The 22567-nt window shown below is 50.6% G+C and carries 23 protein-coding genes, 1 tRNA gene and 3 pseudogenes; 13 read left to right on the top strand and 14 right to left on the bottom strand.

What is annotated here, in order from left to right:
* Positions 1-2 precede the first annotated feature (2 nt).
* The 3 genes from pqiB (at position 3) to rmf (ending at position 2626) form a co-directional block, all read left to right on the top strand.
* Positions 3-1643 carry an intermembrane transport protein PqiB gene (pqiB, locus tag F4V72_RS13800; protein ID WP_023247039.1) on the top strand — a complete coding sequence of 547 codons (1641 nt, stop codon included), beginning with the start codon at positions 3-5 and terminating at the stop codon, positions 1641-1643.
* A complete protein-coding gene (pqiC, locus tag F4V72_RS13795; RefSeq protein WP_023247038.1) occupies positions 1640-2203 on the top strand; it encodes a membrane integrity-associated transporter subunit PqiC in 564 nt (187 codons plus the stop codon). The genes pqiB and pqiC overlap by 4 nt, the downstream gene beginning before the upstream one ends.
* Positions 2204-2458: 255 nt before the next feature.
* On the top strand, positions 2459-2626 hold the full coding sequence (gene rmf / locus F4V72_RS13790) for a ribosome modulation factor (protein ID WP_023177830.1): 168 nt from the start codon (positions 2459-2461) through the stop codon (positions 2624-2626).
* A gap of 99 nt (positions 2627-2725) precedes the next feature.
* Here the strand turns inward: rmf and fabA are convergent, their stop codons facing one another.
* Both fabA and F4V72_RS13780 read right to left on the bottom strand, forming a co-directional pair.
* Positions 2726-3244 (bottom strand): bifunctional 3-hydroxydecanoyl-ACP dehydratase/trans-2-decenoyl-ACP isomerase, encoded by a 519-nt coding sequence (fabA, locus tag F4V72_RS13785; protein ID WP_000227925.1) that lies wholly within the window; start codon positions 3242-3244, stop codon positions 2726-2728.
* A 68-nt stretch (positions 3245-3312) separates the two neighbouring features.
* A complete protein-coding gene (locus F4V72_RS13780) occupies positions 3313-5073 on the bottom strand; it encodes an AAA family ATPase (RefSeq protein ID WP_136058373.1) in 1761 nt (586 codons plus the stop codon).
* 185 nt (positions 5074-5258) lie between these two features.
* Between F4V72_RS13780 and matP the strand changes: the two genes are divergently transcribed.
* Complete coding sequence (matP, locus tag F4V72_RS13775; RefSeq protein ID WP_000877172.1) at positions 5259-5711, top strand: macrodomain Ter protein MatP; 453 nt, start codon at positions 5259-5261, stop codon at positions 5709-5711.
* Positions 5712-5782: 71 nt separating this feature from the next.
* On the opposite strand, the gene ompA is transcribed toward matP, so the two are convergent.
* Complete coding sequence (gene ompA, locus F4V72_RS13770; RefSeq protein WP_114049260.1) at positions 5783-6835, bottom strand: porin OmpA; 1053 nt, start codon at positions 6833-6835, stop codon at positions 5783-5785.
* A 356-nt stretch (positions 6836-7191) separates the two neighbouring features.
* A complete protein-coding gene (gene sulA / locus F4V72_RS13765) occupies positions 7192-7701 on the bottom strand; it encodes an SOS-induced cell division inhibitor SulA (protein WP_023247035.1) in 510 nt (169 codons plus the stop codon).
* 216 nt (positions 7702-7917) lie between these two features.
* Between sulA and F4V72_RS13760 the strand changes: the two genes are divergently transcribed.
* A complete protein-coding gene (locus tag F4V72_RS13760) occupies positions 7918-8523 on the top strand; it encodes a TfoX/Sxy family DNA transformation protein (protein ID WP_053530142.1) in 606 nt (201 codons plus the stop codon).
* Here the strand turns inward: F4V72_RS13760 and yccS are convergent.
* Both yccS and F4V72_RS13750 read right to left on the bottom strand, forming a co-directional pair.
* Positions 8510-10663 carry a YccS family putative transporter gene (gene yccS / locus F4V72_RS13755; protein WP_023247033.1) on the bottom strand — a complete coding sequence of 718 codons (2154 nt, stop codon included), beginning with the start codon at positions 10661-10663 and terminating at the stop codon, positions 8510-8512. The genes F4V72_RS13760 and yccS overlap by 14 nt on opposite strands.
* Before the next feature lie 18 nt (positions 10664-10681).
* Positions 10682-11128, bottom strand: a complete 447-nt coding sequence (locus tag F4V72_RS13750; protein ID WP_001261216.1) for a YccF domain-containing protein — start codon at positions 11126-11128, stop codon at positions 10682-10684.
* Between the two features lie 123 nt (positions 11129-11251).
* On the opposite strand from F4V72_RS13750, the gene helD reads away from it, so the two are divergent.
* Entirely contained in the window at positions 11252-13306 is a 2055-nt protein-coding gene (helD, locus tag F4V72_RS13745) for a DNA helicase IV (protein WP_079796449.1), read from the top strand.
* A 31-nt stretch (positions 13307-13337) separates the two neighbouring features.
* Here the strand turns inward: helD and mgsA are convergent, their stop codons facing one another.
* Together mgsA and F4V72_RS13735 are read right to left on the bottom strand one after the other, a co-directional pair.
* Entirely contained in the window at positions 13338-13796 is a 459-nt protein-coding gene (mgsA, locus tag F4V72_RS13740; RefSeq protein WP_023247031.1) for a methylglyoxal synthase, read from the bottom strand.
* Between the two features lie 94 nt (positions 13797-13890).
* Complete coding sequence (locus F4V72_RS13735) at positions 13891-14553, bottom strand: DUF2057 family protein (protein ID WP_136058372.1); 663 nt, start codon at positions 14551-14553, stop codon at positions 13891-13893.
* A gap of 173 nt (positions 14554-14726) precedes the next feature.
* Between F4V72_RS13735 and F4V72_RS13730 the strand changes: the two genes are divergently transcribed.
* Positions 14727-15140, top strand: coding sequence for a CoA-binding protein (locus F4V72_RS13730; protein WP_001537782.1), 414 nt, complete (start codon positions 14727-14729; stop codon positions 15138-15140).
* A 54-nt stretch (positions 15141-15194) separates the two neighbouring features.
* On the opposite strand, the gene hspQ is transcribed toward F4V72_RS13730, so the two are convergent.
* A complete protein-coding gene (hspQ, locus tag F4V72_RS13725) occupies positions 15195-15512 on the bottom strand; it encodes a heat shock protein HspQ (protein ID WP_000561983.1) in 318 nt (105 codons plus the stop codon).
* A 57-nt stretch (positions 15513-15569) separates the two neighbouring features.
* A complete protein-coding gene (gene rlmI, locus F4V72_RS13720; protein ID WP_023247029.1) occupies positions 15570-16781 on the bottom strand; it encodes a 23S rRNA (cytosine(1962)-C(5))-methyltransferase RlmI in 1212 nt (403 codons plus the stop codon).
* Positions 16782-16995: 214 nt separating this feature from the next.
* On the opposite strand from rlmI, the gene F4V72_RS13715 reads away from it, so the two are divergent.
* The 3 genes from F4V72_RS13715 to yccX are packed head-to-tail and all read left to right on the top strand — an operon-like array spanning position 16996 to position 18679.
* Positions 16996-17544, top strand: coding sequence for a YbhB/YbcL family Raf kinase inhibitor-like protein (locus F4V72_RS13715; protein WP_023247027.1), 549 nt, complete (start codon positions 16996-16998; stop codon positions 17542-17544).
* A 25-nt stretch (positions 17545-17569) separates the two neighbouring features.
* Entirely contained in the window at positions 17570-18349 is a 780-nt protein-coding gene (locus tag F4V72_RS13710) for an AraC family transcriptional regulator (RefSeq protein WP_023247026.1), read from the top strand.
* Between the two features lie 48 nt (positions 18350-18397).
* Complete coding sequence (yccX, locus tag F4V72_RS13705) at positions 18398-18679, top strand: acylphosphatase (RefSeq protein WP_023247025.1); 282 nt, start codon at positions 18398-18400, stop codon at positions 18677-18679.
* Here yccX and tusE read toward each other — a convergent pair.
* Together tusE and yccA are read right to left on the bottom strand one after the other, a co-directional pair.
* Positions 18676-19005 (bottom strand): sulfurtransferase TusE, encoded by a 330-nt coding sequence (gene tusE, locus F4V72_RS13700; RefSeq protein ID WP_000904448.1) that lies wholly within the window; start codon positions 19003-19005, stop codon positions 18676-18678. The genes yccX and tusE overlap by 4 nt on opposite strands.
* An 86-nt stretch (positions 19006-19091) precedes the next feature.
* The gene (yccA, locus tag F4V72_RS13695) at positions 19092-19751 is read right to left on the bottom strand and encodes an FtsH protease modulator YccA (protein WP_023247024.1); all 660 of its coding nucleotides are present in this window, start codon (positions 19749-19751) and stop codon (positions 19092-19094) included.
* Between the two features lie 391 nt (positions 19752-20142).
* Between yccA and F4V72_RS13690 the strand changes: the two genes are divergently transcribed.
* Positions 20143-20230: transfer RNA gene (locus F4V72_RS13690), tRNA-Ser, on the top strand.
* Positions 20231-20333: 103 nt separating this feature from the next.
* Here F4V72_RS13690 and F4V72_RS24445 read toward each other — a convergent pair.
* A pseudogene (locus tag F4V72_RS24445) lies at positions 20334-20666 on the bottom strand (tyrosine-type recombinase/integrase); the annotation flags it as partial.
* A 137-nt stretch (positions 20667-20803) separates the two neighbouring features.
* Positions 20804-21574, bottom strand: a complete 771-nt coding sequence (locus F4V72_RS13680) for an N-acetylmuramoyl-L-alanine amidase (RefSeq protein WP_053530145.1) — start codon at positions 21572-21574, stop codon at positions 20804-20806.
* Positions 21575-21846: 272 nt separating this feature from the next.
* On the opposite strand from F4V72_RS13680, the pseudogene F4V72_RS24825 reads away from it, so the two are divergent.
* Positions 21847-22032 (top strand): annotated as a pseudogene (locus F4V72_RS24825) (lysozyme inhibitor LprI family protein); the annotation flags it as partial.
* Between the two features lie 130 nt (positions 22033-22162).
* A pseudogene (tnpA, locus tag F4V72_RS24820) lies at positions 22163-22378 on the top strand (IS200/IS605 family transposase); the annotation flags it as partial.
* Positions 22379-22567 lie beyond the last annotated feature (189 nt).

Below are 22567 nucleotides of genomic sequence, written 5' to 3'. Positions count from 1 at the left end.
GCATGGAACCTAAAAAAGGGGAAGCCAAAGTACAAAAGGTGAAAAATTGGTCGCCTGTCTGGATATTCCCGATTGTTACTGCGCTTATCGGAGCCTGGATTCTGTTTTATCACTACAGCCACCAGGGACCAGAAGTTACCTTAATCACCACCAATGCGGAAGGTATTGAAGGCGGAAAAACGACGATTAAAAGTCGCAGCGTGGATGTCGGCGTGGTTGAAAGCGCGACGCTGACTGACGATCTGACCCATGTACAAATCAAAGCGCGGCTTCATTCCGGTATGGAAAAGTTGCTGCATAAAGACTCGGTATTTTGGGTCGTAAAACCGCAGGTGGGGCGTGAAGGCATCAGTGGGCTTGGGACGTTGTTATCAGGCGCGTATATTGAACTACAACCAGGGAGCAAGGGCAGTCAGCCGGAAAGCTATCAGCTTCTTGATTCACCGCCGTTGGCGCCGCCCGATGCCAAAGGTATTCGTGTGATTCTGGACAGCAAAAAGGCTGGCCAGCTCAGTCCTGGTGATCCCGTTCTGTTCCGAGGCTATCGGGTGGGGTCCGTTGAAACCAGCTCTTTCGATCCGCAAAAACGGACAATGAGCTATCAGTTGTTCATTAAGGCGCCAAACGATCGGCTGGTCACCAGTAATGTACGATTCTGGAAAGATAGCGGTATCGCTGTGGATCTGACATCTGCGGGAATGCGCGTGGAAATGGGATCGTTGACGACGCTGTTTGGCGGCGGGGTGAGTTTTGACGTGCCGGAAGGACTTGAGCAGGGACAACCCGTCGCCGAAAAAACGGCGTTTAATCTCTACGACGATCAAAAAAGTATTCAGGATTCGCTGTACACCGATCATATCGATTACCTGATGTTCTTTAAAGATTCGGTGCGCGGATTGCAACCTGGCGCGCCGCTGGAGTTCCGCGGTATTCGTCTGGGGACGGTAAGCAAAGTGCCTTTCTTTGCGTCTGATATGCGTCAGGTGTTTAACGATGATTACCGTATTCCTGTGCTGGTGCGCATTGAACCGGAGCGTCTGAAAGCGCAACTGGGAGAAAATGCAGATGTTGGCGCGCATTTGACGGAACTGCTTAAGCGCGGTTTACGCGCTTCGCTTAAAACAGGTAACCTGGTTACCGGGGCGCTGTATGTCGATCTGGACTTTTATCCCAAGGAGCCGCCGATTACCGGGCTACGCGAATTTGATGGCTATGAAATTATTCCTACCGTCAGCAGCGGCCTGGCGCAAATTCAACAGCGGCTGGTGGAAACGTTGGATAAGATTAACAACCTGCCGCTGAATCCGATGATTGAACAAGTGACCAATACGCTGTCTGAAAGCCAGCGCACTATGCGTCGGCTGCAAACCACGCTGGATAATATGAACAAGATTACCTCCAGTCAGTCGATGCAGCAGCTTCCGGCGGATATGCAAACGACGTTACGCGAACTTAATCGCAGTATGCAAGGCTTCCAGCCTGGATCGGCAGCGTATAACAAAATGGTGGCGGATATGCAGCGTCTCGATCAGGTGCTTCGTGAGTTACAACCGGTGTTGAAGACTTTGAACGAGAAAAGCAACGCGCTGGTATTTGAAGCGAAGGATAAAAAAGATCCCGAGCCTAAGAGGGCGAAACAATGAAAAAATGGCTAGTCGTGATAATGGCGTTCTGGCTGGCGTCATGTAGCTCCGGCGGAGAGAATAAAAGCTATTATCAGCTCCCGATAGCGCAAAGTGGTGTGCAAAGCACTACGAGCCAGGGCAACCGCCTCTTATGGGTAGAGCAGGTTTCCGTACCTGACTATCTGGCAGGTAACGGCGTGGTGTATCAAACCAGTGATGTCCAGTATGTGATTGCCAATAACAACCTATGGGCCAGCCCGCTGGATCAGCAATTGCGTAACACTCTGGTGGCAAATCTTAGCGCCCGGCTTCCTGGCTGGGTCGTCGCTTCTCAGCCATTGGGAACAACCCAGGATACGTTAAACGTGACTGTAACCGGGTTCCATGGACGTTACGATGGTAAGGTTATCGTGAGCGGGGAGTGGCTATTAAACCACAACGGACAACTGATTAAGCGGCCTTTCCATATTGAAGCCAGCCAGCAGAAAGATGGCTATGATGAAATGGTCAAAGTACTGGCGAGCGCATGGAGCCAGGAAGCGGCCGTTATCGCTGATGAGATAAAACGGCTTCCCTGAGATAAAAGTAATGTAAATTTAACCGCTTCAGGTCATGCGCCTGAGGCGGTTTTTTTACGTTTAACGCCGGAAAAATAGTTGTTCTGGCTCACATTTTTTGTACAAATGATTTTCCGTATAGCTCACAAATATGACATTGGTGTGAATTTTGCGCATTGACGGGCGATCCATTTAGAGGTATTCGTGTAGTGTGATTGCACGTTTTGTAATCACTGTTTTCTTTTCCACCAGATACAAATATGAGGGAAACGAGGCATGAAGAGACAAAAACGAGATCGCCTGGAACGGGCACATCAACGTGGATATCAGGCCGGCATCGCCGGACGATCAAAAGAAATGTGTCCCTATCAGACGCTGAATCAACGGTCATACTGGTTGGGAGGTTGGCGACAAGCCATGGAGGACAGGGTGGTAATGGCCTGATTCTGTCTCTTTAGAAAAAGAAACCTCCGCACTGCGGAGGTTTCGCCTTTATTGGCTTTGCAAGCATGATACCGATAGCGCGGAATATCAATTCAACACTTAGAACGCGGAAGTATCCTGGAACAAACCGACTTTCAAATCGTGTGCGGTATAGATCAGACGACCATCCACCAGAACCTCACCGTCCGCCAGTCCCATGATCAGGCGACGGTTTACGATACGTTTGAAATGAATGCGATAGGTGACTTTCTTTGCCGTCGGCAGAACCTGACCGGTAAATTTCACTTCGCCCACGCCTAGCGCGCGGCCTTTGCCTTCGCCGCCCAACCAGCCCAGGTAGAATCCCACCAATTGCCACATAGCATCCAGACCCAGACAGCCGGGCATCACCGGATCGCCGATAAAGTGGCATCCGAAGAACCATAGATCAGGATTGATATCCAGCTCGGCTTCGACATAACCTTTGTCGAAATTGCCGCCCGTTTCGGTCATTTTAACGACGCGGTCCATCATCAGCATGTTCGGCGCAGGGAGTTGCGGCCCTTTAGCACCAAACAGTTCACCACGACCAGAGGCAAGAAGGTCTTCTTTTGTATAGGATTCGCGTTTATCTACCATGTTTTATGTAAACCTTATTTTATTGAAGCACGCAGGATAGCTAACACGTGTACGCTGAACAAGTCCGATCAGTTCGGAATAAAAGCGTTCAGCCAACGTAATGGCCACGGGAAACGATGACGGCCTTCCTGTTGCGTCGCCTGCGCGATACGCTCCTGGATAGTCTGCATCAATGTCGTTTGTCCTTCGCCATCCCACACCAGATTTAACAGTAGCGGTAAGGCGTCGGTCACGTCGTCTACCGCCCAGATAGTGAACTTCTCTTCTTTAACCGCTTGCAGCAGTTCAGATTTAAGACTGAGATGCCGGACATTGGCGGCAGGGATAATGACGCCCTGTTTACCGTTTAATTCCCGCTGCTCGCAGATGGCGAAGAAACCTTCAATTTTTTCGTTTAGCCCACCCACCGGTTGCGCGCGACCAAACTGATCAACCGAGCCGGTAATCGCAATGTTTTGATTCACAGGCACATTGGCCAGCGCGCTGATGAGCGCACATAATTCAGCCATTGAGGCGCTATCGCCATCCACTTCGCTGTAGGACTGCTCAAAGGTTAACGAGGCAGAGAAGGGAATTTGTTGCTCAAGCTGCAACTCCGACATCAGGAAGGCTTGCATAATCATCATTCCCTTCGCGTGAATATTTCCGCCAAGTTCGGCCTTCCGCTCAATATCGTTAAATTCGCCATCGCCGATATGCACAACACAGCTAATTCGCGACGGTTCGCCAAAGGCGCGCGGATGCCCGGGAAACTCAATGACGGAAAGCGCATTGATTTGTCCAACGCGTTCGCCTTCGGTTTCAATCAGGATCTGCTCTTGCAGAATCTCGTCCTGCATCCGTTCCGCCAGAAAGCCTTCTCGCCATTCGCGTCGGGCAAGCATCAGGCTGAGCGCTTCTGCGCCGCATGTATCGCCTTTGCATAAGGGCGCCGCCTCCTTAAACTGGCGGGCTATCCACAGTGGGCAAAGGGGCAGAGTGTCCTGTTCGCCGGTATAACGCACAGCCTCGCGTATCAGGACGGGCCAGGCGTCCGGTGCCGGGGCAGGCAAATTATCGCGTGAAGCGATACGCGTCACCCATTGACACCACAGGGTCATAGCTTCTGCGTCCGCTATCTGTAAATTGTCTTCAAATTCACTGTAGATAGCTTGTTCCGCGAGCTCCGGTTCCATCTCCTGAAAATCGGCCAGTGATTCACGTTCGCCAACCAGAATCACCTTCAGTTTGAGCGGCATTGATGGCACGGAGACCGGCAATGGACGCGACTCGTCAAACGCCACCCAGTCAAAACGCTCGCGGCTAACGATCGCTTTCAGACGCATCCATAGCAACGGCTGCGCCAGAAGGGTTCGTAAGGAAATAATAAGTACGCCGCCGTTCGCCTGATGAACCAGACCCGGCTGCAGGGAAATGTCGCCATTATACTGCCGCAGGCAACCAAAAAGCTGTTCGGCTTCGACCCAGTCCGCGCTGACGACTTGTGTGACGGTGGCAAAGTTGTCTTGCGCATTCTGCGCGGCGCGGTAATGAATAGTATGCCCGGAAACGTCATAATGCCCGCCGGTTAATTGTCCGGCGTCGGTTTGCAGAGCGCGGACGGCATCTGAAAGTAAAGTAAGATACTCTTGCTCTTCAGGCGCTTTAGTCAGCATAAAAGAGGATGATGTCCACGGCTGAATAAGTTGCTCAAGCGCAAATTGCAGTCGTGGCTGAGTATCACTGAGTAAGGTGTCGTTTTCGTCAGTCGCGTGTGGCTGTGCAAATATCTCCTGATAGCTTTCGCTATCCGGAACCAGATCACGCCATGCAAGTTTCGTAATGGTCAAAGTTGAGGTTTTTTAGTCTGTTGTAAAAGGGGGGATTATAGCCTAACCCGTCACGCTGCACACGCGGAAAGCGAATGCAAAGTAATGTGAAGACGTGTAACCATTCACAGGTTCGAGATTCTTTTCTTCAGATGGCTAAAAAACTGATATTCTGATAACAGTTACACGGTAACATTGGGATCACAATGAAATATCAACAACTTGAAAATCTTGAAAGCGGTTGGAAATGGAAATATCTGGTGAAAAAGCACCGCGAAGGGGAGTTGATCACCCGCTACGTGGAAGCCAGTGCTGCCCAGGAAGCCGTCAATTTGTTGTTGGCCCTCGAAAATGAACCGGTGCGGGTAAATGTCTGGATAGACAGGCATATGAATCCTGCCTTGCTTAATCGGATGAAACAAACGATTCGGGCAAGACGCAAACGACACTTCAATGCGGAACATCAGCATACGCGCAAAAAATCTATTGATTTAGAGTTTATGGTCTGGCAGCGTCTGGCGGGCCTTGCGCAGCGACGCGGTAAAACATTATCCGAAACGATTGTGCAACTCATAGAAGACGCGGAGCATAAAGAGAAATATGCCACGCAAATGACCACGTTAAAGCAGGATTTACAGGCGTTATTAGGCAAGAAGTAACGCTGAAAGGCGTTGTCACCCAGACCAGAGCAAAAAACCCCGCGACGCGGGGTTTTTTATCAGACGGAAACTTAAGCCTGCGGCTGAGTTACCACGTCTTTAATGCCTTTAACTTCGATCTCTACGCGACGATCCGGTGCCAGGCAGTCAATCAGGGCAGCGCGAGGTTTCACGTTGTCACAGGTGTTGCCGGTAACCGGGTTAGATTCGCCCATACCACGTGCGGAGATTTTTTCAGACGGGATACCTTTGGAGATCAGGTAATCAACAACAGACTGAGCACGTTTCTCGGACAGACCCTGGTTGTAAGCGTCAGAACCGATGCGGTCAGTGAAGCCCAGAACGACTACGGAACCGTCTTTCGGGTCCAGGTTGCTCAGCTGGTTGTACAGTTGATCCAGCGCCTGCTGACCTTCCGGCTTCAGGGTAGATTTGTTGAAGTTGAACAGTACGTCAGACTTCAGAGTGAAGTGCTTGGTCTGTACTTCCGGAGCCGGAGCCGGGGCTGGAGCCACTACCGGAGCAGCTTCTTGCTGGCCGAAACGGTAGGAAACACCTACGCTCAGCAGGCCGTTATCCGGACGGGTGCCGATGGTGTTGGCATCACCGATGTTGTTAGTCCACTGGTATTCCAGACGGGTTGCGATTTCAGGGGTGATGGCATACTCGATACCGCCCGCGAATACCGGGGAAACGCCGGTGTCGTGGTTTTTAGTAGACTCACCGCCAGGGGTGTTAGACTTAGTGTCTGCACGCCATACCATACCACCCAGACGGGTATAAACGTCCAGATCGTCAGTGATTGGGTAACCCAGTTTAGCGGTCAACTGAACGCCCTGAGCTTTGTAAGCGCCATTGATGTTGTCGCCTTTGTACGGCATACGGCCTAACCAGTCGTAGCCCATTTCAAAGCCAACGTACGGATTAACCTGGTAACCACCAAAAGCACCTGCGCCCAGTTGGTTTTCATGGGTCGGGCCATTGTTAGGAATGAAGCCAGTGTCATGGTACTGAGACCAGCCCAGTTTAGCACCAGTGTACCAGGTGTTATCTTTCGGAGCGGCCTGCGCTACGGTAGCGAAACCAGCCAGTGCCACTGCAATCGCGATAGCTGTCTTTTTCATTTTTTGCGCCTCGTTATCATCCAAAATACGCCATGAATATCTCCAACGAGATAACACGGTTAAATCCTTCACCGGGGGACCTGCTCAATAGTTACTCTACCGATATCTACGGCTTATGCCGAGCACCCCTGGCGATGTAAAGTCTACAACGTAGTTGGAAACTTACAAGTGTGAACTCCGTCAGACATGTGAAAAAAACATGACGAACATACACATCATTTAACACTTTTAGATGATAAATCGTACAGCAAAAATCGCGGAAACCGCTTCTGACAAGCTTTCTCGTAAAAAAAACGTTAGCACTCAAAGGAGATGCAATCGCGTAAAAAAAATTCCAGGATAAATCCTAATTTTACTTAATGATACAAATTAGAGTGAATTTTTAGCCCGGAATGCTGTCTCCTGGGTAAAGCGTGCGCACGTACAGGGCGCATGATAAACCCTACCGCATTGCCTACATTTGCTGCTTCAACCAGGCTGGCATGCTCTTCTTCCGTAAGTTCTTCCGCCAGCCAGCCAATCACTACACTGTAATTTCCTGTACGCAGAGCGCGAATCATTGCCTCCAGCGTATGACGAGGCGCAAGCTGACTAATTTGCATCACTTTCGTTAATGGCAAACCTGCAGACTGTACCCATTCACGGCTGAGTTTTTGCTGCGGCGTGAGCCAGAGCTGCCAACGTGATTGTTGGCCTAACTGCCGGAGTAAAGGCAAAAGCAGGAGTTGCGCCATCATGGGCTGGTCTTCGTGGTAGACAACTTCACTGACCAGCCCTGCGGCGGCATTTTCCGTAGCGGCACGCGCAGTGTTGTGGGGAGTGGTAGAAAATGACGAAGAACGATTTGCATAACCTGAAGTGTACATAATCAATCCAGCCCTGTGAGTTACTGTATATCCATACAGTACCCCTGTAGCGATGAAAGATCAACTCTATTTTCGGAAACTGTCTCGCAATTTTTATTCTTAGTGACGTCAAAAATAAAAATCATCTTGCTCGCGGAGTATAAGTTGCCTATTTTCGTCATTAACGGATCTGTTATTACAAATCATTCTTTTACTTTATGATTTAAAAGGAATTTTATGAGAGCACTCTCTTATGACAGGATCTATAAATCGCAAGAATATTTGGCCTCTCTGGGGACGATCCAGTATCGATCCTTATTCGGCAGCTATAGTCTGACCGTGGAAGATACCGTCTTTGCGATGGTGGCTAACGGCGAGCTTTATCTCCGCGCCTGTGAGCAAAGCGTACCCTATTGTGTGAAGCATCCTCCCGTCTGGCTCACATTTATGAAGTGTGGGCGCCCTGTTATGCTCAACTATTATCGGGTGGATGAAAGCCTGTGGCGCGATCAGCAGCAACTGGTACGTTTATCGAAGTATTCTCTTGACGCGGCAATGAAGGAAAAACACAGCCGTATTTTACAGCACAGGCTCAAAGATCTCCCCAATATGACCTTCCATCTGGAAACATTGCTCAATGAGTCAGGGATAAAGGACGAGAATATGTTACGCGTACTGGGTGCAAAAATGTGCTGGCTAAGGTTGCGACAAAGTAATCCTTTGCTGACGGTAAAAGTTCTGTATGCGTTAGAAGGCGCAATTGCTGGCGTACATGAAGCGGCGCTCCCGGCGAGTCGTCGCCAGGAGCTTGCCGATTGGGCTCATTCGCTTACGGCTGGGTAATGGATGTAGAAGACGGCGGTGAAATTTGCCGTTGTAAGCGCCCGATTTCGGGTAGTAAGGCAATGAGCAAACCAATTTGTTGAACAACCAGAGGTTCTTTGCTGTCCGGACGTGTTTCCAGCGACTGAACTCGCTGCTTTAAATCCTCCAGCGCCTGGTGTACTCGCTGTTCGTCTTCAGGTTGATGATGAAGCGCATCATCAACGTAGCAGACCGCGTCATCCAGAAGCCCCAGCACATCCGGATTACTGAGCTTTTCGCGGTGCGCGCCGAGGGCGGAAATATAGCTGGTAAAAGTATGATTGAGGCAAAGCAGCCTGAACGCTGCTTCCCGGGTTTCGGCCTTGACGTCGGGTTCGCTTGACATATTAGAAACCACGGATGCCAGTTCCGCATCGCGGTTATGCGCGTCGCGCCTGGCAATGCGATAGGTCAGGCGGTTGTCCCGGCCCTGGTGATATTGCTCAAGGATCGCATCAAGGTAGCGGCAATTCGCATCGGTGGCGCGCTGGAGTACCCGGGGAAGGTTGCGAAAGCGCCAGTCCGGCCAAATAAAGCTGACCGCAGCCCAGGCGATAGCGCAGCCAATCAACGTGTCGATGACGCGCGGTAACGCTACCTCAAAGCCTTCGCCCAAGAGGTTAAAGCAGAGTAATACCAGCAGAGTGATGAACATCGTCGCATGGGCATACTGTACATTACGGAATGCGAAGAAAAGCACGCCGGTAATCACCAGCAGAACTAACTGTCCTTCAAGCGAAGGAACAAACCATAAAATCGGCAGGCCGATAGCAACGCCTACCAACGTACCGATAATCCTGAGCGCAAGGCGATGGCGGGTCGCGTTATAGTTAGGCTGACAAACGAACAGGCTGGTGAGTAATATCCAGTACCCGTGGCGCATCCCGGTAATTTGAATGAGAGCATAACCCACGCACAATACCAGCGACATGCGTACTGCATGGCGAAAGAGAGCGGACTCTGGGGTAAAATTACGGCTCAGACGCAGCCAGATGTCGCTAAACCCGTGCAGGCTATCATCAGCCAACTGGTTTTCTGACTCATTGCGCGGCATTGCCTGGGCCTGCTCCGACTCGATCGTCGCCAGTTGCGCGTCAATGGCGCGCAGGTTGGTTAATAAGAACCCAAGCGTATTCAACAGTTCCAAAGAAGCGCCGCTGGCGCGCATACGTTCAAGCGCGGCGTCAATGTGGGTAAAGACGCGTTCAAAGCGCGGATCATGCTGATATGGCGTGCGCAGTAAGATACAGCGCGCCAGCTGCGTGCAGGCCTGTGCCTGCATTGACATCAGACGTTGAAAGCGAAACATCACGTCGCTGTGACGAAAGTGGTCGCGCAGCGTCTGGTATTGAATATGCGAAGAGCTGGCGCGTTCATGAATATCCTGCGCCACAAAATAGTAATGGAGGGTGCGACGCGTGCCGCGTTGACCGCGATCGCCGCGCAGGCGAGTCAACAACGACACTTTCGTTTGGTTCAGCGTCGCCATTAACTGCCCGTTCGCTAATGCTAAATCATAGAGCGGTGCCTGGCTCTCATCTTCAATATCAGGATCAAACAGGCGTGATTTCAGTTCCAGATAGTGCGCCAACTGTTCGTAACTGCGCGCCAGATTATCCTGTAATGGGCGGATAGGAAATAGCAGGTGCCCGGTTAGGGTCAGCAGGTTATACCATACCGCGCCCGCCAGCAGGAGTAGAGGTTGCTGATACCAGTGCGCATATAAAGAGGCGCCCAGCATCGTGTAGATGGCAATGAGTAATGCGCCGAACGCGATGGTGGCATAGCGTTGCCCTAATCCTCCCAACAGAATAAATCCACTGGTGGATAAAGTTAAGCCCAACGCAAATAGCCACGGCCAGGGAAAGAGCAGCTCAACAGAAGCAGAAGCGATAAAAAAGCAAATTAACGTAATGATTAAATTACGTAAACGCCCGGCAAGGCGGTCGTCGAGATCGGTTAGCGCCGCGGCAACCATACCGAGCGTGAGCGGGATGGTGAGTTTGACGTCGCCCAGCCACCAGGGCAGGGCGGTGGTGCCACACAGGGCGATAAAAATGCGGATGTAATACAGCCAGGTACTATTCCAGGTATAACGGCGAATCAGCGGACTTAACATAAAGGCTATTTGTCCCGATCATTCAAAACGGCGGCGCGCGTTAGCTTCCCGCGCGGCGCGAGCGGTTTCTACAGAGACGACGCGGCGACCGACAGGCCAAAGCGCAATCGCGGCAATTTTAAAGTTCGCAATGCCGACAGGTATCCCGATGATAGTGACACACTGCGCGATACCGGAGGCAATGTGCATCAGGCATAGCCACCAGCCGAAAAAAAGTAGCCAGAAAATATTCAGCAAGGTACCGCCAGTATTCATTAATAGGTTTTTCGCCGCCGGATTAAGTTCGTCAACATGGATGGCCTCATTGCCGTAAGGGAACAGGGACAGCTTGGTTATCTCCCAGCAGGAGCGGGTCAACGGCAAGGTAAAAATAAGCACAATACTGACAAGCGTCGCCAGCAGCCAGGCCAGCGTAGTGGCAAAGCCGCCCAGTACAAAGTTTAAAATATTCAGAACGGTACGCATAAACCCTCAGTTCATTCCGGTTTTCTATCACTGCGGGCAATTGTAACGTTTTTTTAGACTGGAGCACGTTTTCTCTGGCGGTTACACTGATAAGCACATCTTTACGTCTGGATTCGCTGAGTCATGGAACTGAAAGCAACTTCTCTTGGAAAACGTCTGGCGCAACATCCCTATGATCGTGCTGTGATTCTTAACGCGGGAGTGAAAGTGTCTGGCGACAGGCATGAATATCTTATTCCATTCAATCAGTTATTGGCGATTCACTGTAAGCGTGGACTGGTGTGGGGCGAGCTGGAGTTTGTCCTCCCGGAGGATAAAGTCGTGCGTTTGCACGGTACCGAGTGGTCGGAAACCCAGCAATTCCATCGCCACCTGGACGCGCACTGGCGTCGCTGGAGCCAGGAGATGAGCGATGTCGCCGCGCAGGCATTACAAGATCAATGGGCGCGTATCAGTGAGCGAACGGGCGAAAACCAATGGCTTACCCGTGAGCGGGTTCGGGGACTGGAACACGAAATTCGTCAGACGTTTGCCGCCTTGCCGCTACCCATCTCACGCCTGGAGGAGTTTGATAACTGTCGCGAGATATGGCGTAAGTGTCTGGCATGGTTACAGGATAGCGAGGGAAGTCGGCAGCAACATAATCAGGTGTATACCGCTGCCATGCTGGAAGCGCATGCCGACTTTTTTACGCAGATAGAATCCTCTCCGCTTAATCTCTCCCAGGCCAGGGCGGTGGTTAATGGCGAATCATCGTTACTGGTACTGGCGGGAGCGGGTAGCGGCAAGACCTCGGTGTTGGTGGCGCGCGCGGGTTGGCTGTTGGCGCGTGGACAAGCCGATGCGGGGCAAATTCTTTTACTGGCGTTTGGTCGCAAGGCGGCAGAGGAGATGGATGAGCGTATCCGCGAGCGGTTACATACAGAAGAGATTACTGCCCGTACGTTCCATTCGCTGGCGCTGTATATTATTCAGCAAGGCAGTAAAAAAGCGCCGGTTGTCAGTAAGCTGGAAAGTGACGCCGCAGCGCGGCATCAGCTATTTCTGCACACCTGGCGTCAGCAGTGTAGCGAGAAGAAAGCGCAGGCCAAAGGCTGGCGTCAGTGGCTGGAAGAGGAGATACAGTGGACGGTGCCGAAAGGCAATTTCTGGGACGATGAGACATTGCAGCGGCGTCTGGCCCCTCGCCTGGATCGTTGGGTCAGTTTGATGCGTATGCACGGCGGCGCGCAGGCAGAAATGATCGCTGGCGCGCCAGAGGAGTGCCGAGAGCGGTTCGGCAAACGCATTAAGCTGATGGCGCCGCTGCTGAAGGCCTGGAAAAGCGCGTTGAAAGCGGAAAATACCGTTGATTTCTCCGGGCTGATTCATCAGGCAATGGTGATCCTCGAAAAAGGGCGTTTTATCAGCCCGTGGAAGCATATTCTGGTCGATGAATTTCAGGATATTTCCCCGCAACGGGCGGCGCTGTTAGAGGCGCTGCGCAAGCAAAATAGCCAGACTACGCTGTTTGCCGTTGGCGATGACTGGCAGGCGATTTACCGTTTTAGCGGGGCGCAGCTCTCCTTAACGACGGCGTTTCATCAGTCGTTCGGCGAGGGCGAGCATTGCCACCTGGACACTACGTACCGTTTTAATAGTCGGATTGGCGATATTGCCAACCGCTTTGTGCAGCAGAATCCGCATCAGCTTAAAAAACCGTTAAATAGTCTTACCGTAGGCGATAAAAAAGCGGTTACGCTGTTGGATGAAAGCCAGTTGGACGCATTACTGGATAAATTATCCGGCTATGCAAAGGAGGATGAACGTATCCTGGTGCTGGCGCGCTATCATCATCTGAAACCCGCCAGTCTACAAAAAGCGGCGACTCGCTGGCCGAAGTTACAGATAGATTTCATGACTATCCATGCCAGCAAAGGCCAGCAGGCCGATTACGTTATTCTTGTAGGGTTACAGGCGGGTAACGACGGTTTTCCCGCACCGGCGCGAGAGTCTGTTATGGAAGATGCGCTTCTTCCTCAGGTTGAGGATTTTCCGGACGCTGAAGAGCGGCGTTTGTTATATGTGGCGTTGACGCGCGCGCGCGCGCGGGTCTGGCTGCTTTTCAATAAAGATAATCCCTCGCGCTTTGTGGAGACGCTTAAACAACTAGATGTGCCGGTGGCGAGAAAACCCTAAAGCGCGGGCGGTACAGCCGCCCGCTCAGCGGTTATTTCAGGCGCTCGGCCAGATAACGCGCATAATCCGGAATAAGAATATCTACAGCGTCATTAAAATGCGGGGACTGGATGATAAAGTCCGCCGTTGAGACGTTAGTGGCGACAGGGATATTCCATACGGTGGCCAGACGCAGTAGCGCTTTTACATCCGGGTCGTGTGGTACCGCGTTAAGCGGGTCCCAGAAGAAAATCAACACGTCGATTTTCCCTTCTGAAATGAGCGCGCCAACCTGCTGGTCGCCGCCCATCGGGCCGCTCAGCATTGCATTAACGTCCATACCCGTTGCGCGCTGGATCAGATTCCCCGTGGTGCCGGTTGCATAGAGAATATGTTTTTCCAGCAACGGCTGATGGCGTTCCACCCAGTTCATTAACATCTGTTTGCAGTGGTCGTGGGCAACCAACGCGATATGTTTGCGCGTTGGCAAGGTGCGAGTCGTCAGTTCCATAATTCGATTCCGTAGTTAACCTGTCTACAGATTACTGGAAGCGCTTGATGCTGCAAGAGAAAGACAAAAAAATTGCGCGCTGGCACAACTCATATCAAGAGGGCGGCTGTTTTTCCGCCCATTGCAGGAAATGATTGCGTGTCTGCGGGTCGGCCAGACGGAACCAATATTTCAGCCGCTGTTCTGTCAGAGTTTGTGATTGCGGCGGTACGGTGTCAAGCTCTGAGACGTCGGAAAGTAATGTACTGTCGTCTGCCATCATCGTGGCGAACTGAGGAATCGAGGCGCGTTTCGCCGATTTGTTATAACGCTCGGTCTCTATTTCATAATCGACCACTTTAGCCGTAGAAGTAATTGCCAGAATATCGAGTTTTACCGGAATAGGCATGGCGTTGCCATCCAAAAGCGTCAAGCGTGGCGCTGCGTTAAAATGCGAGGCTTCGCGCTCGTTTTCCAGCCGCGGGAGCTGGAAATTGACCTGATTTATCAGTTGAGTATCGAAACTTATTACCAGCGGTGGAGAAATATAAAGCCGCTCTTCATTACCGGGCAGGCGGATGGTTTTTTCCACACGGAAAACGAGTTGGTGCGGCCCGTTTTCCAGTTCGATGCTCTCTGCGCCGCGTAATAACGAGCTGGACACCTTTTTGCCGTCCAGCACCAGAAGATCGACCTCATTCGACAGACGGAGTGTTGTGGCAAAAACAGTAACCGGCAAACAGAGAGCAAGGAAGGTGGTTAGCGCGCCGGTTTTCATAAGGTTCTCCTGTCCAAAGGCCGTCTGGCTAATAATGTATCGAAATTTTTCTTAGATCATGTTTACTAACATATAGACATATTTTGGCGTTTTGCTCTCATACATCGGTATGGGATGAATGGTTGCCATGTCAGGTTTGTCGTACACTTTGCAAAACAGCCAGGAGAAAGATGATGAAAGAGACCGATATTGCTGACGTTTTGACGTCCACTCGCACTATCGCGCTGGTAGGCGCGAGCGATAAACCCGATCGCCCAAGCTATCGGGTAATGAAATACTTGCTTGAACAGGGCTACCATGTGATTCCGGTTGCGCCAAAAGTCGCTGGTAAGACATTGCTGGGGCAACAGGGGTATGCCACGCTGGCTGACATTCCCGAAAAAGTCGATATGGTGGATGTTTTTCGCAACTCTGAAGCTGCGTGGGGCGTCGCGCAGGAAGCTATCGCCATCGGCGCAAAAACGCTGTGGCTACAGCTTGGCGTGATCAACGAACAGGCGGCGGTGTTGGCGCGGGATGCAGGCATGACCGTGGTGATGGATCGCTGCCCGGCGATTGAGATCCCCCGTCTGGGGCTGGCGAAATAAAAGTTAAAATGGCCGGATAAAGCAGCATGTCGCCATCCGGCCTGTTAAATACAATCAGTTACGTAGTCGCGGCGCCTGAAGCTGCTTGCGAATGGTACGCGCCAGTTCATCCATCGATGGCTGTTCTGGGTGCTCATCCCGCATTTCGCTTCGCAACTGGGCCTCGGCCAGATAAGTATGGACTGGCTGACCATCATCATCTTCCATTACCACGTGGTACCACGGAGCGGCGCGAAGTTCGTCGTTAACCGCCAGTTCATCAGGCGACGGCTCATCAAGCGAATATTCCGGGTCGATATCGACGACCACTCCGAGGTAACCTAACAGGGAATGGCGGACCTGCTGGCCGATACCGAATTTGCTGGCTATCATAGTCACCTCCCGGGAAATAGATATCCTTTATATGAGGATACTATTCCACTTTTCAAGTTACATGACGCGACAGGCAAACCCTTTCAGATACAGCCCTTCCGGGTAGGTGGCGATCACAGGATGATCGGCGGCCTGACGGAACTGCTCTATAAATTGTACATCACGACCGGCATCTATTGCTGCATCGGCAATGATTTTCTGAAATAAATCGCTGGTCATCAGGCCGGAGCAAGAGAATGTCAGCAGTATGCCGCCCGGATTGAGCAGTTGAATCGCCAACATGTTAATGTCTTTATAGCCCCGGCAGGCGCCCATTAACTGGCTTTTATTTTCGACGAATTTGGGTGGGTCCATAATGATAACGTCGAATTTTTCGCCGTGTTCACGGTAAGCGCGCAGCAACTTAAACACGTCATCGCGCACGAATTCGGCTTTGCTCAAATCCAGTTGGTTCAGTTCAACGTTTTGTCTGGCGATATCCAGCGCATCCTGCGAGGTATCCACGCTGACAACCTGGCGACAACCGCCCATTAACGCCGACACGGCAAAACCGCCGGTATAAGAGAAGCAGTTCAGTACCCGTTGATTTTCCACATAGCGGCGCGTCGCCAGACGACTGTCGCGCTGATCAAGATAATAACCGGTTTTGTGGCCGCCCTGGATATTGACCAGTAATTTCATACCGTGTTCTTCAATTGGCAGAAGCGCAGGCGGCAGTTCGCCGGTGACCGGGCCTTGCGTCAGCGCCATTCCTTCTTTTTTCCGCACGGCGACGTCGCTGCGATCGTAAATAGCGCAATCCGGATAGCATGTTTGCAGAGCGCTAATTAATACGGCGCGTTGATATTCGGCCCCGGCGCTGAGCAGTTGCAGCACCAAAAAATGACCAAAACGATCAATAGTGACGCCAGGAAGGCCATCGGATTCACCGGCGATCAGACGATAGCTATCCAGACCGTCTTTTTTTGCCAGCCAGTCGCGCCACTGCTGCGCCTGGCGCAGGCGACGGGTGAAAAACGCAATATCAATGGATTCTGCTTTATCAAATGTCCAGACGCGCGCGCGGATCTGAGACGCTGGCGACCAGGCGCCGCGTGCTAACCACTTTCCCTGATGATCGACGATATCGATAGTTTCACCGAGGTTGGCTTTGCCTTCCAGACGCGAGACGGCGCCGGAAAAGACCCATGGGTGGCGGCGGAGTAAAGATTTTTCTCGCCCTTTGCTGAGGACTAAACGGGGATATTGCGGAAATGTAGATTCAGTCATGCGGAGTAACCTCTCACAAACAGTGACGCGAGCCGGATGATAGTTCCAGCCTGGGACCGTGAAAACGAAATGGCGCGTAGGGTAGCACAGATGAGAGGGGCAATCATCAGCGTATGGTGGTGAGCGTTTCTGCACAAAATAGAATCGTAAAGGCACAGTTTCTTCAGCGGGCGCTTTTTATATTGCTATTTCGTTACATGAAGAAGGAAATACAATGAAAACAGTCTTCTCTTTGACCGCAGCCGCAATGATGGCATTGAGTGGCAGCGTATCTGCCGCGTCGGCGTTTAGCCTCAGTAGCGCGGATATTCCGGCGGATTTTCGTTTAACGCAACAACACGTCTTTAAAGGATTTGGTTGTAGCGGAGAAAATATTTCGCCGCAACTGAGCTGGCGCAATCCGCCTGCCGGAACCAAAAGCTACGCTATTACCGTCTTCGATCCCGATGCGCCTACCGGAAGCGGCTGGTGGCACTGGACGATGGTGAATATTCCTGCGCAGATTCACGACCTGCCAACGGGGGCTGATAAAAACACCTTACCCTCGGGAGTGGTGCAGGGACGTAATGATTTCGGTTATGCTGGCTTTGGCGGCGCTTGTCCGCCGCCGGGCGATAAGCCTCATCGCTATCAGTTTACCGTGTGGGCGCTGAATACGGCAACACTGCCGCTCGACAGTGAGGCAAGCGGCGCGTTGGTAGGGTTTATGCTTAACGCGCATGTGATTGCGAAAGCGAAATTCACGGCCACATACGGAAGATAAAACAGAGGACGGCACGGTGCAGGAGATGCATATTCGACATCAGGATCTTACGACGGCAGAGGTGCGCTCCAGTCATCTGCACCGTTTGCATCGTGTTACGCTTTTTTCCGCCGCTATCTGCCATATTACGCAGGGCAGTAAAGTCATCATTCAGGATGATAACCGCCTTGTCGCCGGGCCTGGCGAGTTGATTATTATCCCGGCGAACACGCCGCTGGAGATTATTAATCAGCCTGCGCAGAGCGGTTTTCGCTCCGACCTGTTGTTACTTTCACCGGAGATTATTGCTCGCTTTAAAATGATGTACGTTCAGGATTATCCACCGGCAAAACTGACATCGCTGTGTACGCCGATGAGCTGTAGCCTGACATTTATGTGGGCGAACGTGTTGGATGCTGTGCGCCAGGGCTTACCCGTCGGATTACAGGAACATCAGGCAATGGGGTTACTGTTAGCGCTTTTGCATGATGGCGCGGCGGGACCGCTGCTTATTGAACGGCGTTACACCCTCACGGAGCAGGTGCGGCAACTGATAATGCTCTCGCCTGCTAAGCTATGGACAGCCCAGGAGATAGCCCGCCGTCTTGCTATGGGTACATCGACTCTGCGTCGGCGTTTGCAGCGCGAATCACAGAGTTATCGGCAAATTATTGAAGAGGTGCGCATGTCCTGCGCGCTTTCTCAACTGCAATCGACGACGCTGCCGATCGGCGAAATAGCGCTACGGTGCGGCTACCTGTCGGGGTCGCGATTTACGGCCAGATTCCGCCAACATTATGGATGTCTGCCCAGTCAGGTACGTTAAGTATGTCCTGTATGAGCCTCCACCACTGATTATGAAAGGAGAACCATCATGTCGAACGTCTGCATTATCGCCTGGGTTTATGGTCGCGTTCAGGGAGTCGGATTTCGCTATACTACGCAGCATGAGGCGCTGCGACTGGGGTTAACCGGCTATGCGAAGAATATGGATGACGGAAGCGTAGAAGTGGTGGCCTGTGGCGACGCGGCGCAGGTGGAAAAGCTCATCAAGTGGCTGAAAGAAGGCGGGCCGCGCTCTGCTCGTGTGGACAACATCCTCACTGAACCGCACAGCCCTCGTGAGACGTTAACAGGCTTCAGTATTCGGTATTAAATACATTTTACCGGCTTGGGCAGGCCAGCGATTTTGGTCGCTTGCTTTGCCGGGCCTTTCGGGAACAGACGATACAGATAGCGGCTGTTGCCTTTTTCTTCGCCGAACTTATTCGCCATCGCTTTTACCAGCATTCGGATGGCGGGAGAGGTATTAAACTCCAGGTAGAATTCGCGCACGAAGCGCACGACTTCCCAGTGTTCCGCAGAGAGCTCAATGCCTTCATTCGCGGCGATAGCGACTGCCAGCGGTTCACTCCACTGCGTCGTCTCTTTCAGATAACCTTCGCTATCAGTACTGATTTCTTTACCTTCAAAGATCAACATAACGTTTCACTGCATAATCAACACGGACAGCAGTGTAGCAAAAAATAAAGCCCCGCATAAGCAGGGCTGGAAAAGGTGAATGTCGATTAATCGCGGCTGGCGAAGCCCAGAATGCTGAGCAGGCTGACAAAGATGTTGTACAGCGAAACGTACAGACTGACGGTCGCACGAATATAGTTGGTTTCACCGCCGTGAATGATGTTACTGGTTTCATACAGGATAGCGCCCGAGGAAATCAGGATAAACACCGCGCTAATCGCCAGGTGCAATGCAGGCAGTTGCAGGAAAATATTCGCCACCATACCAATCAGCACGACGACGATCCCGGCCATCAGCATACCGCCCAGGAAAGACATATCCTTACGGGTGGTCAGGACGTAAGCGGAGCAGCAGAAAAACACTAACGCAGTACCACCCAGCGCCATGCCAATGACATCGCCCATGCCTGCTGACAGATAGGCGTTAAGAATCGGACCCAGGATATACCCGAGGAAGCCGGTAAACGCAAAAGCAGACAGGATACCGGTCGGCTTATTGGCGGTTTTATAGGTCAGAAACATCAACCCATACATACCGACCAGCGTCAGGATCAGGCCGGGAGAGGGCAGCATCAATACCGTACTGGCTGTCGCGGTAATTGCGGAGAAAGCCAGCGTCAGGCTCAGCAGAAAATAGGTATTGCGCAGTACTTTGTGCGTGCTCAGTAGCGAGCTACGATCACGCGATGATGTAATGATACGATCCATAGTCACTCTCTTATGACAGATGTAATTAATAAAGAAGAATAATAAAAACGGTCACTATCACCCAGTGGTTTTACCCATCTTTACGCATCCGTTTACGTTTAGTTTCCTTAAGAGATTTCAGGCAATTACCGCCGTTAAAAAGGTCTTCCCACACTAGCGCTAGCCATGAAACAGGTGGCAGCGCCACCAAAGCGCTAGCGACAAAAAATCGATAATCACAGCGGTAAAACAGAAGGGACGATAAACACGCATTAAGCCAGCATTTGTGTTGAAGAAATGGTCAATATGCTGTCATTTCAGGCGATTAAAGAAATTTTGCCTGTTTTTCACGCAAACGAACACATTCGGTCTTTACATGACGCACCGGGATGTTTATAGTGCGCCTCATTCCGGAAGTGTGGCCGAGCGGTTGAAGGCACCGGTCTTGAAAACCGGCGACCCGAAAGGGTTCCAGAGTTCGAATCTCTGCGCTTCCGCCAGATTAAACAAGGGGTTACCGAAAGGTAGCCCCTTTGTTTTTGAGGCGAAGAATAAAAAAGAATATTCTCAGAGAATATCGTATCTTTCCATTTGAATAAAAATTCACTTTTCCCCAATAACCGGATGATACAGTGTCGGGCTGATTTGTACCTTCCTGTCGTAGATAAGCACCTGGCTTTCTGTTTTGTGACCGCTGAAAATCTGCTTATCCCTGCTACTACCCTCAAAATCTGAAATAGCTTTTGCCTCGATATCGTGGAACGTGTAATCCAGTTGTCGGCCCGGTTCACTTTGTACGGCGCGTACAGCTTTTAACCAGCGATTATTGAACGTCTTGCGGATGAACTGACCACGATCGTTGTTGTAGAGAACCAGCGCGTCAGGTGACAGTTTTGGACATTCTGTCTGTGCTGTTTTCAGTGCTTGCTTGTATTTTCCATGGAAAATAATTCATATGAGAGTGAGTTTATGTGCTCTTCAAAACCTGACTGACCGGAACCGCCAGCTTAATGAAACTGCGCCACTGATTTCTAACCTGTGGCACATTAATTATTTAAACCAGTGGTTAATAATTATTTTGCCGGGAAATATTTATCCACTAACGCATAAAGAATTGCCGTTGTTTCAGCATCAGCGACACCATCATAATTCTTTTGTCGGAAGTGAAGCTGAAATGTACGGAGTAAATTCTTGTATCCGATTTCTGTTCCAGCATCTGAGATGTCATATCCGTATACTTTTAACTTAGCAACAAGATCTGCTTTAGATGGTACAGACTTGCTGAATTGCGTCAGATAGTGCTGCATGGTCGATTCCTCATACCATGCACCAATACCTGCGTCGTAAAGTTCTTTCCACGGGAAAGCAGCTCCAGGATCACTTTTTCTCCCCGGGGCAATATCGCTGTGTCCGACAACGTTCACCGGCGTAATATCAGGATATCGTTGCAGAATATTGGCGGCCAGCGCCTTGATTGCATCAATCTGGACCGGATTATAGGGAGGAAAGACAAACACGCCGTTGTTATCACTGGCCAGGTTAACCGTCTCAATCCCGATGGCGGTATCATTCAGTTGGCTGCGTCCGGCCCATGAACTTACGCCAGCATGCCAGGCCCGCTCATTTTCATCAACCAGGTTGAATATACGCATATCCTTAAAACCAGCATCAATATACGTTTTTTCTGAAGGGTCAGGAACGAGATAGTGAGCGCTCACCGAAGGCCCGGTCAAAGCGGTAATTGACGCCTTAAAATCAATAGCAGTGTAATGCATCACAAGGAAACGAACACGACGATTGAAACCTTTTACCGAGCGATAGCTATTATAATCAATTGAGTACATAGCCAAGTCCTTTATATTAATATGTAACCTATTGATACCATTATATATGTCAACAAAATGTACACAAAGTTAGTATGGAGTTATCTCTGGATGAGTTTTTGTGATGTAAGTCATAGTTTGTTGTTAGAGTAAATAACAACATCTGATCAAGTTGCTTCGTGCCCGGAAAGCGAAAAGGATTCATCTGATAAATAGTTGATCAAGCAATATTCGACGCGCTATCTAAAGTTAATTCAGCATATGTGAATGATTAATCTCTAAAACAGGCGTTCGTCAACAACATTAAGAGTTCCCAAAGGGATTGGATTAAATTTAGCGATTCTAATTGTAAGTTATATTCATTCCAGATTGATAATAAAAGCTCGGCATATCAAACGATCTTCAATGAATGTGTTGCAAAAATGTCAGAAACAAGAGGGAAAGAGTTGGCCGAGCTTTCTGGCAACACAAAGGGGTAGGGCAATAAATTTTAAAAGGATTTTCTTGCGATCTCTTTTAACTACTATCTGAATGCCACCTCCTGTGGAGGTGGTCAGCAAGAGGTTGGCTCTGCCAAAATGCTACTAATGGTTAAAGAAAGCATCTCATGTGCTTTGGTGTTGTCAATATTATATTGTCTGGACACCCAAATGCCAATTTCGCATCCTGCGGAACAATGTTGGCAAGGAAGTCTGCAAACAGTTCAGGATTTCAGGTGAGTAGCTCGGTATAGAAATAGTAGAGCTAAATGTTCAGTTGGATTATGTGCATCTGTTAGTAAAAATCCCGCCAAAATTATCGATATCACATGTGGTAGGACATCTAAATGTAGCGGTACTCTGAATTTGGCCACCTGAACAGAGGTGATATGCTCACCTCATAACAACACAGATGCCCCTATGAAAAGAAGAAATTTTAGCGCAGAGTTCAAACGCGAATCCGCTCAATTCACTTTATTAAACAATGTTAATGTTCTGATGGGGTATTTTTATAGTGGTTAAACATATATTTAAT

The sequence above is a fragment of the Salmonella enterica subsp. diarizonae genome (genome assembly GCF_008692785.1).
GTDB classification, from domain to species: domain Bacteria; phylum Pseudomonadota; class Gammaproteobacteria; order Enterobacterales; family Enterobacteriaceae; genus Salmonella; species Salmonella diarizonae.
This window is presented reverse-complemented; position numbering and strand designations above follow the sequence as displayed.

What these genes read in the sequence shown, in the direction of transcription:
- pqiC (WP_023247038.1), top strand. Translation starts at nt 1,640, where the DNA reads ATGAAAAAATGGCTAGTCGTGATAATGGCGTTCTGGCTGGCGTCATGT.
- F4V72_RS13735 (WP_136058372.1), bottom strand. Translation starts at nt 14,553, where the DNA reads ATGAAAACCGGCGCGCTAACCACCTTCCTTGCTCTCTGTTTGCCGGTT.
- tusE (WP_000904448.1), bottom strand. Translation starts at nt 19,005, where the DNA reads ATGTTGATCTTTGAAGGTAAAGAAATCAGTACTGATAGCGAAGGTTAT.
- F4V72_RS13750 (WP_001261216.1), bottom strand. Translation starts at nt 11,128, where the DNA reads ATGCGTACCGTTCTGAATATTTTAAACTTTGTACTGGGCGGCTTTGCC.
- helD (WP_079796449.1), top strand. Translation starts at nt 11,252, where the DNA reads ATGGAACTGAAAGCAACTTCTCTTGGAAAACGTCTGGCGCAACATCCC.
- fabA (WP_000227925.1), bottom strand. Translation starts at nt 3,244, where the DNA reads ATGGTAGATAAACGCGAATCCTATACAAAAGAAGACCTTCTTGCCTCT.
- rmf (WP_023177830.1), top strand. Translation starts at nt 2,459, where the DNA reads ATGAAGAGACAAAAACGAGATCGCCTGGAACGGGCACATCAACGTGGA.
- F4V72_RS13760 (WP_053530142.1), top strand. Translation starts at nt 7,918, where the DNA reads ATGAGAGCACTCTCTTATGACAGGATCTATAAATCGCAAGAATATTTG.
- pqiB (WP_023247039.1), top strand. Translation starts at nt 3, where the DNA reads ATGGAACCTAAAAAAGGGGAAGCCAAAGTACAAAAGGTGAAAAATTGG.
- F4V72_RS13730 (WP_001537782.1), top strand. Translation starts at nt 14,727, where the DNA reads ATGAAAGAGACCGATATTGCTGACGTTTTGACGTCCACTCGCACTATC.
- yccS (WP_023247033.1), bottom strand. Translation starts at nt 10,663, where the DNA reads ATGTTAAGTCCGCTGATTCGCCGTTATACCTGGAATAGTACCTGGCTG.
- yccX (WP_023247025.1), top strand. Translation starts at nt 18,398, where the DNA reads ATGTCGAACGTCTGCATTATCGCCTGGGTTTATGGTCGCGTTCAGGGA.
- ompA (WP_114049260.1), bottom strand. Translation starts at nt 6,835, where the DNA reads ATGAAAAAGACAGCTATCGCGATTGCAGTGGCACTGGCTGGTTTCGCT.
- matP (WP_000877172.1), top strand. Translation starts at nt 5,259, where the DNA reads ATGAAATATCAACAACTTGAAAATCTTGAAAGCGGTTGGAAATGGAAA.
- rlmI (WP_023247029.1), bottom strand. Translation starts at nt 16,781, where the DNA reads ATGACTGAATCTACATTTCCGCAATATCCCCGTTTAGTCCTCAGCAAA.
- hspQ (WP_000561983.1), bottom strand. Translation starts at nt 15,512, where the DNA reads ATGATAGCCAGCAAATTCGGTATCGGCCAGCAGGTCCGCCATTCCCTG.
- F4V72_RS13680 (WP_053530145.1), bottom strand. Translation starts at nt 21,574, where the DNA reads ATGTACTCAATTGATTATAATAGCTATCGCTCGGTAAAAGGTTTCAAT.
- yccA (WP_023247024.1), bottom strand. Translation starts at nt 19,751, where the DNA reads ATGGATCGTATCATTACATCATCGCGTGATCGTAGCTCGCTACTGAGC.
- mgsA (WP_023247031.1), bottom strand. Translation starts at nt 13,796, where the DNA reads ATGGAACTGACGACTCGCACCTTGCCAACGCGCAAACATATCGCGTTG.
- sulA (WP_023247035.1), bottom strand. Translation starts at nt 7,701, where the DNA reads ATGTACACTTCAGGTTATGCAAATCGTTCTTCGTCATTTTCTACCACT.
- F4V72_RS13710 (WP_023247026.1), top strand. Translation starts at nt 17,570, where the DNA reads ATGCATATTCGACATCAGGATCTTACGACGGCAGAGGTGCGCTCCAGT.
- F4V72_RS13715 (WP_023247027.1), top strand. Translation starts at nt 16,996, where the DNA reads ATGAAAACAGTCTTCTCTTTGACCGCAGCCGCAATGATGGCATTGAGT.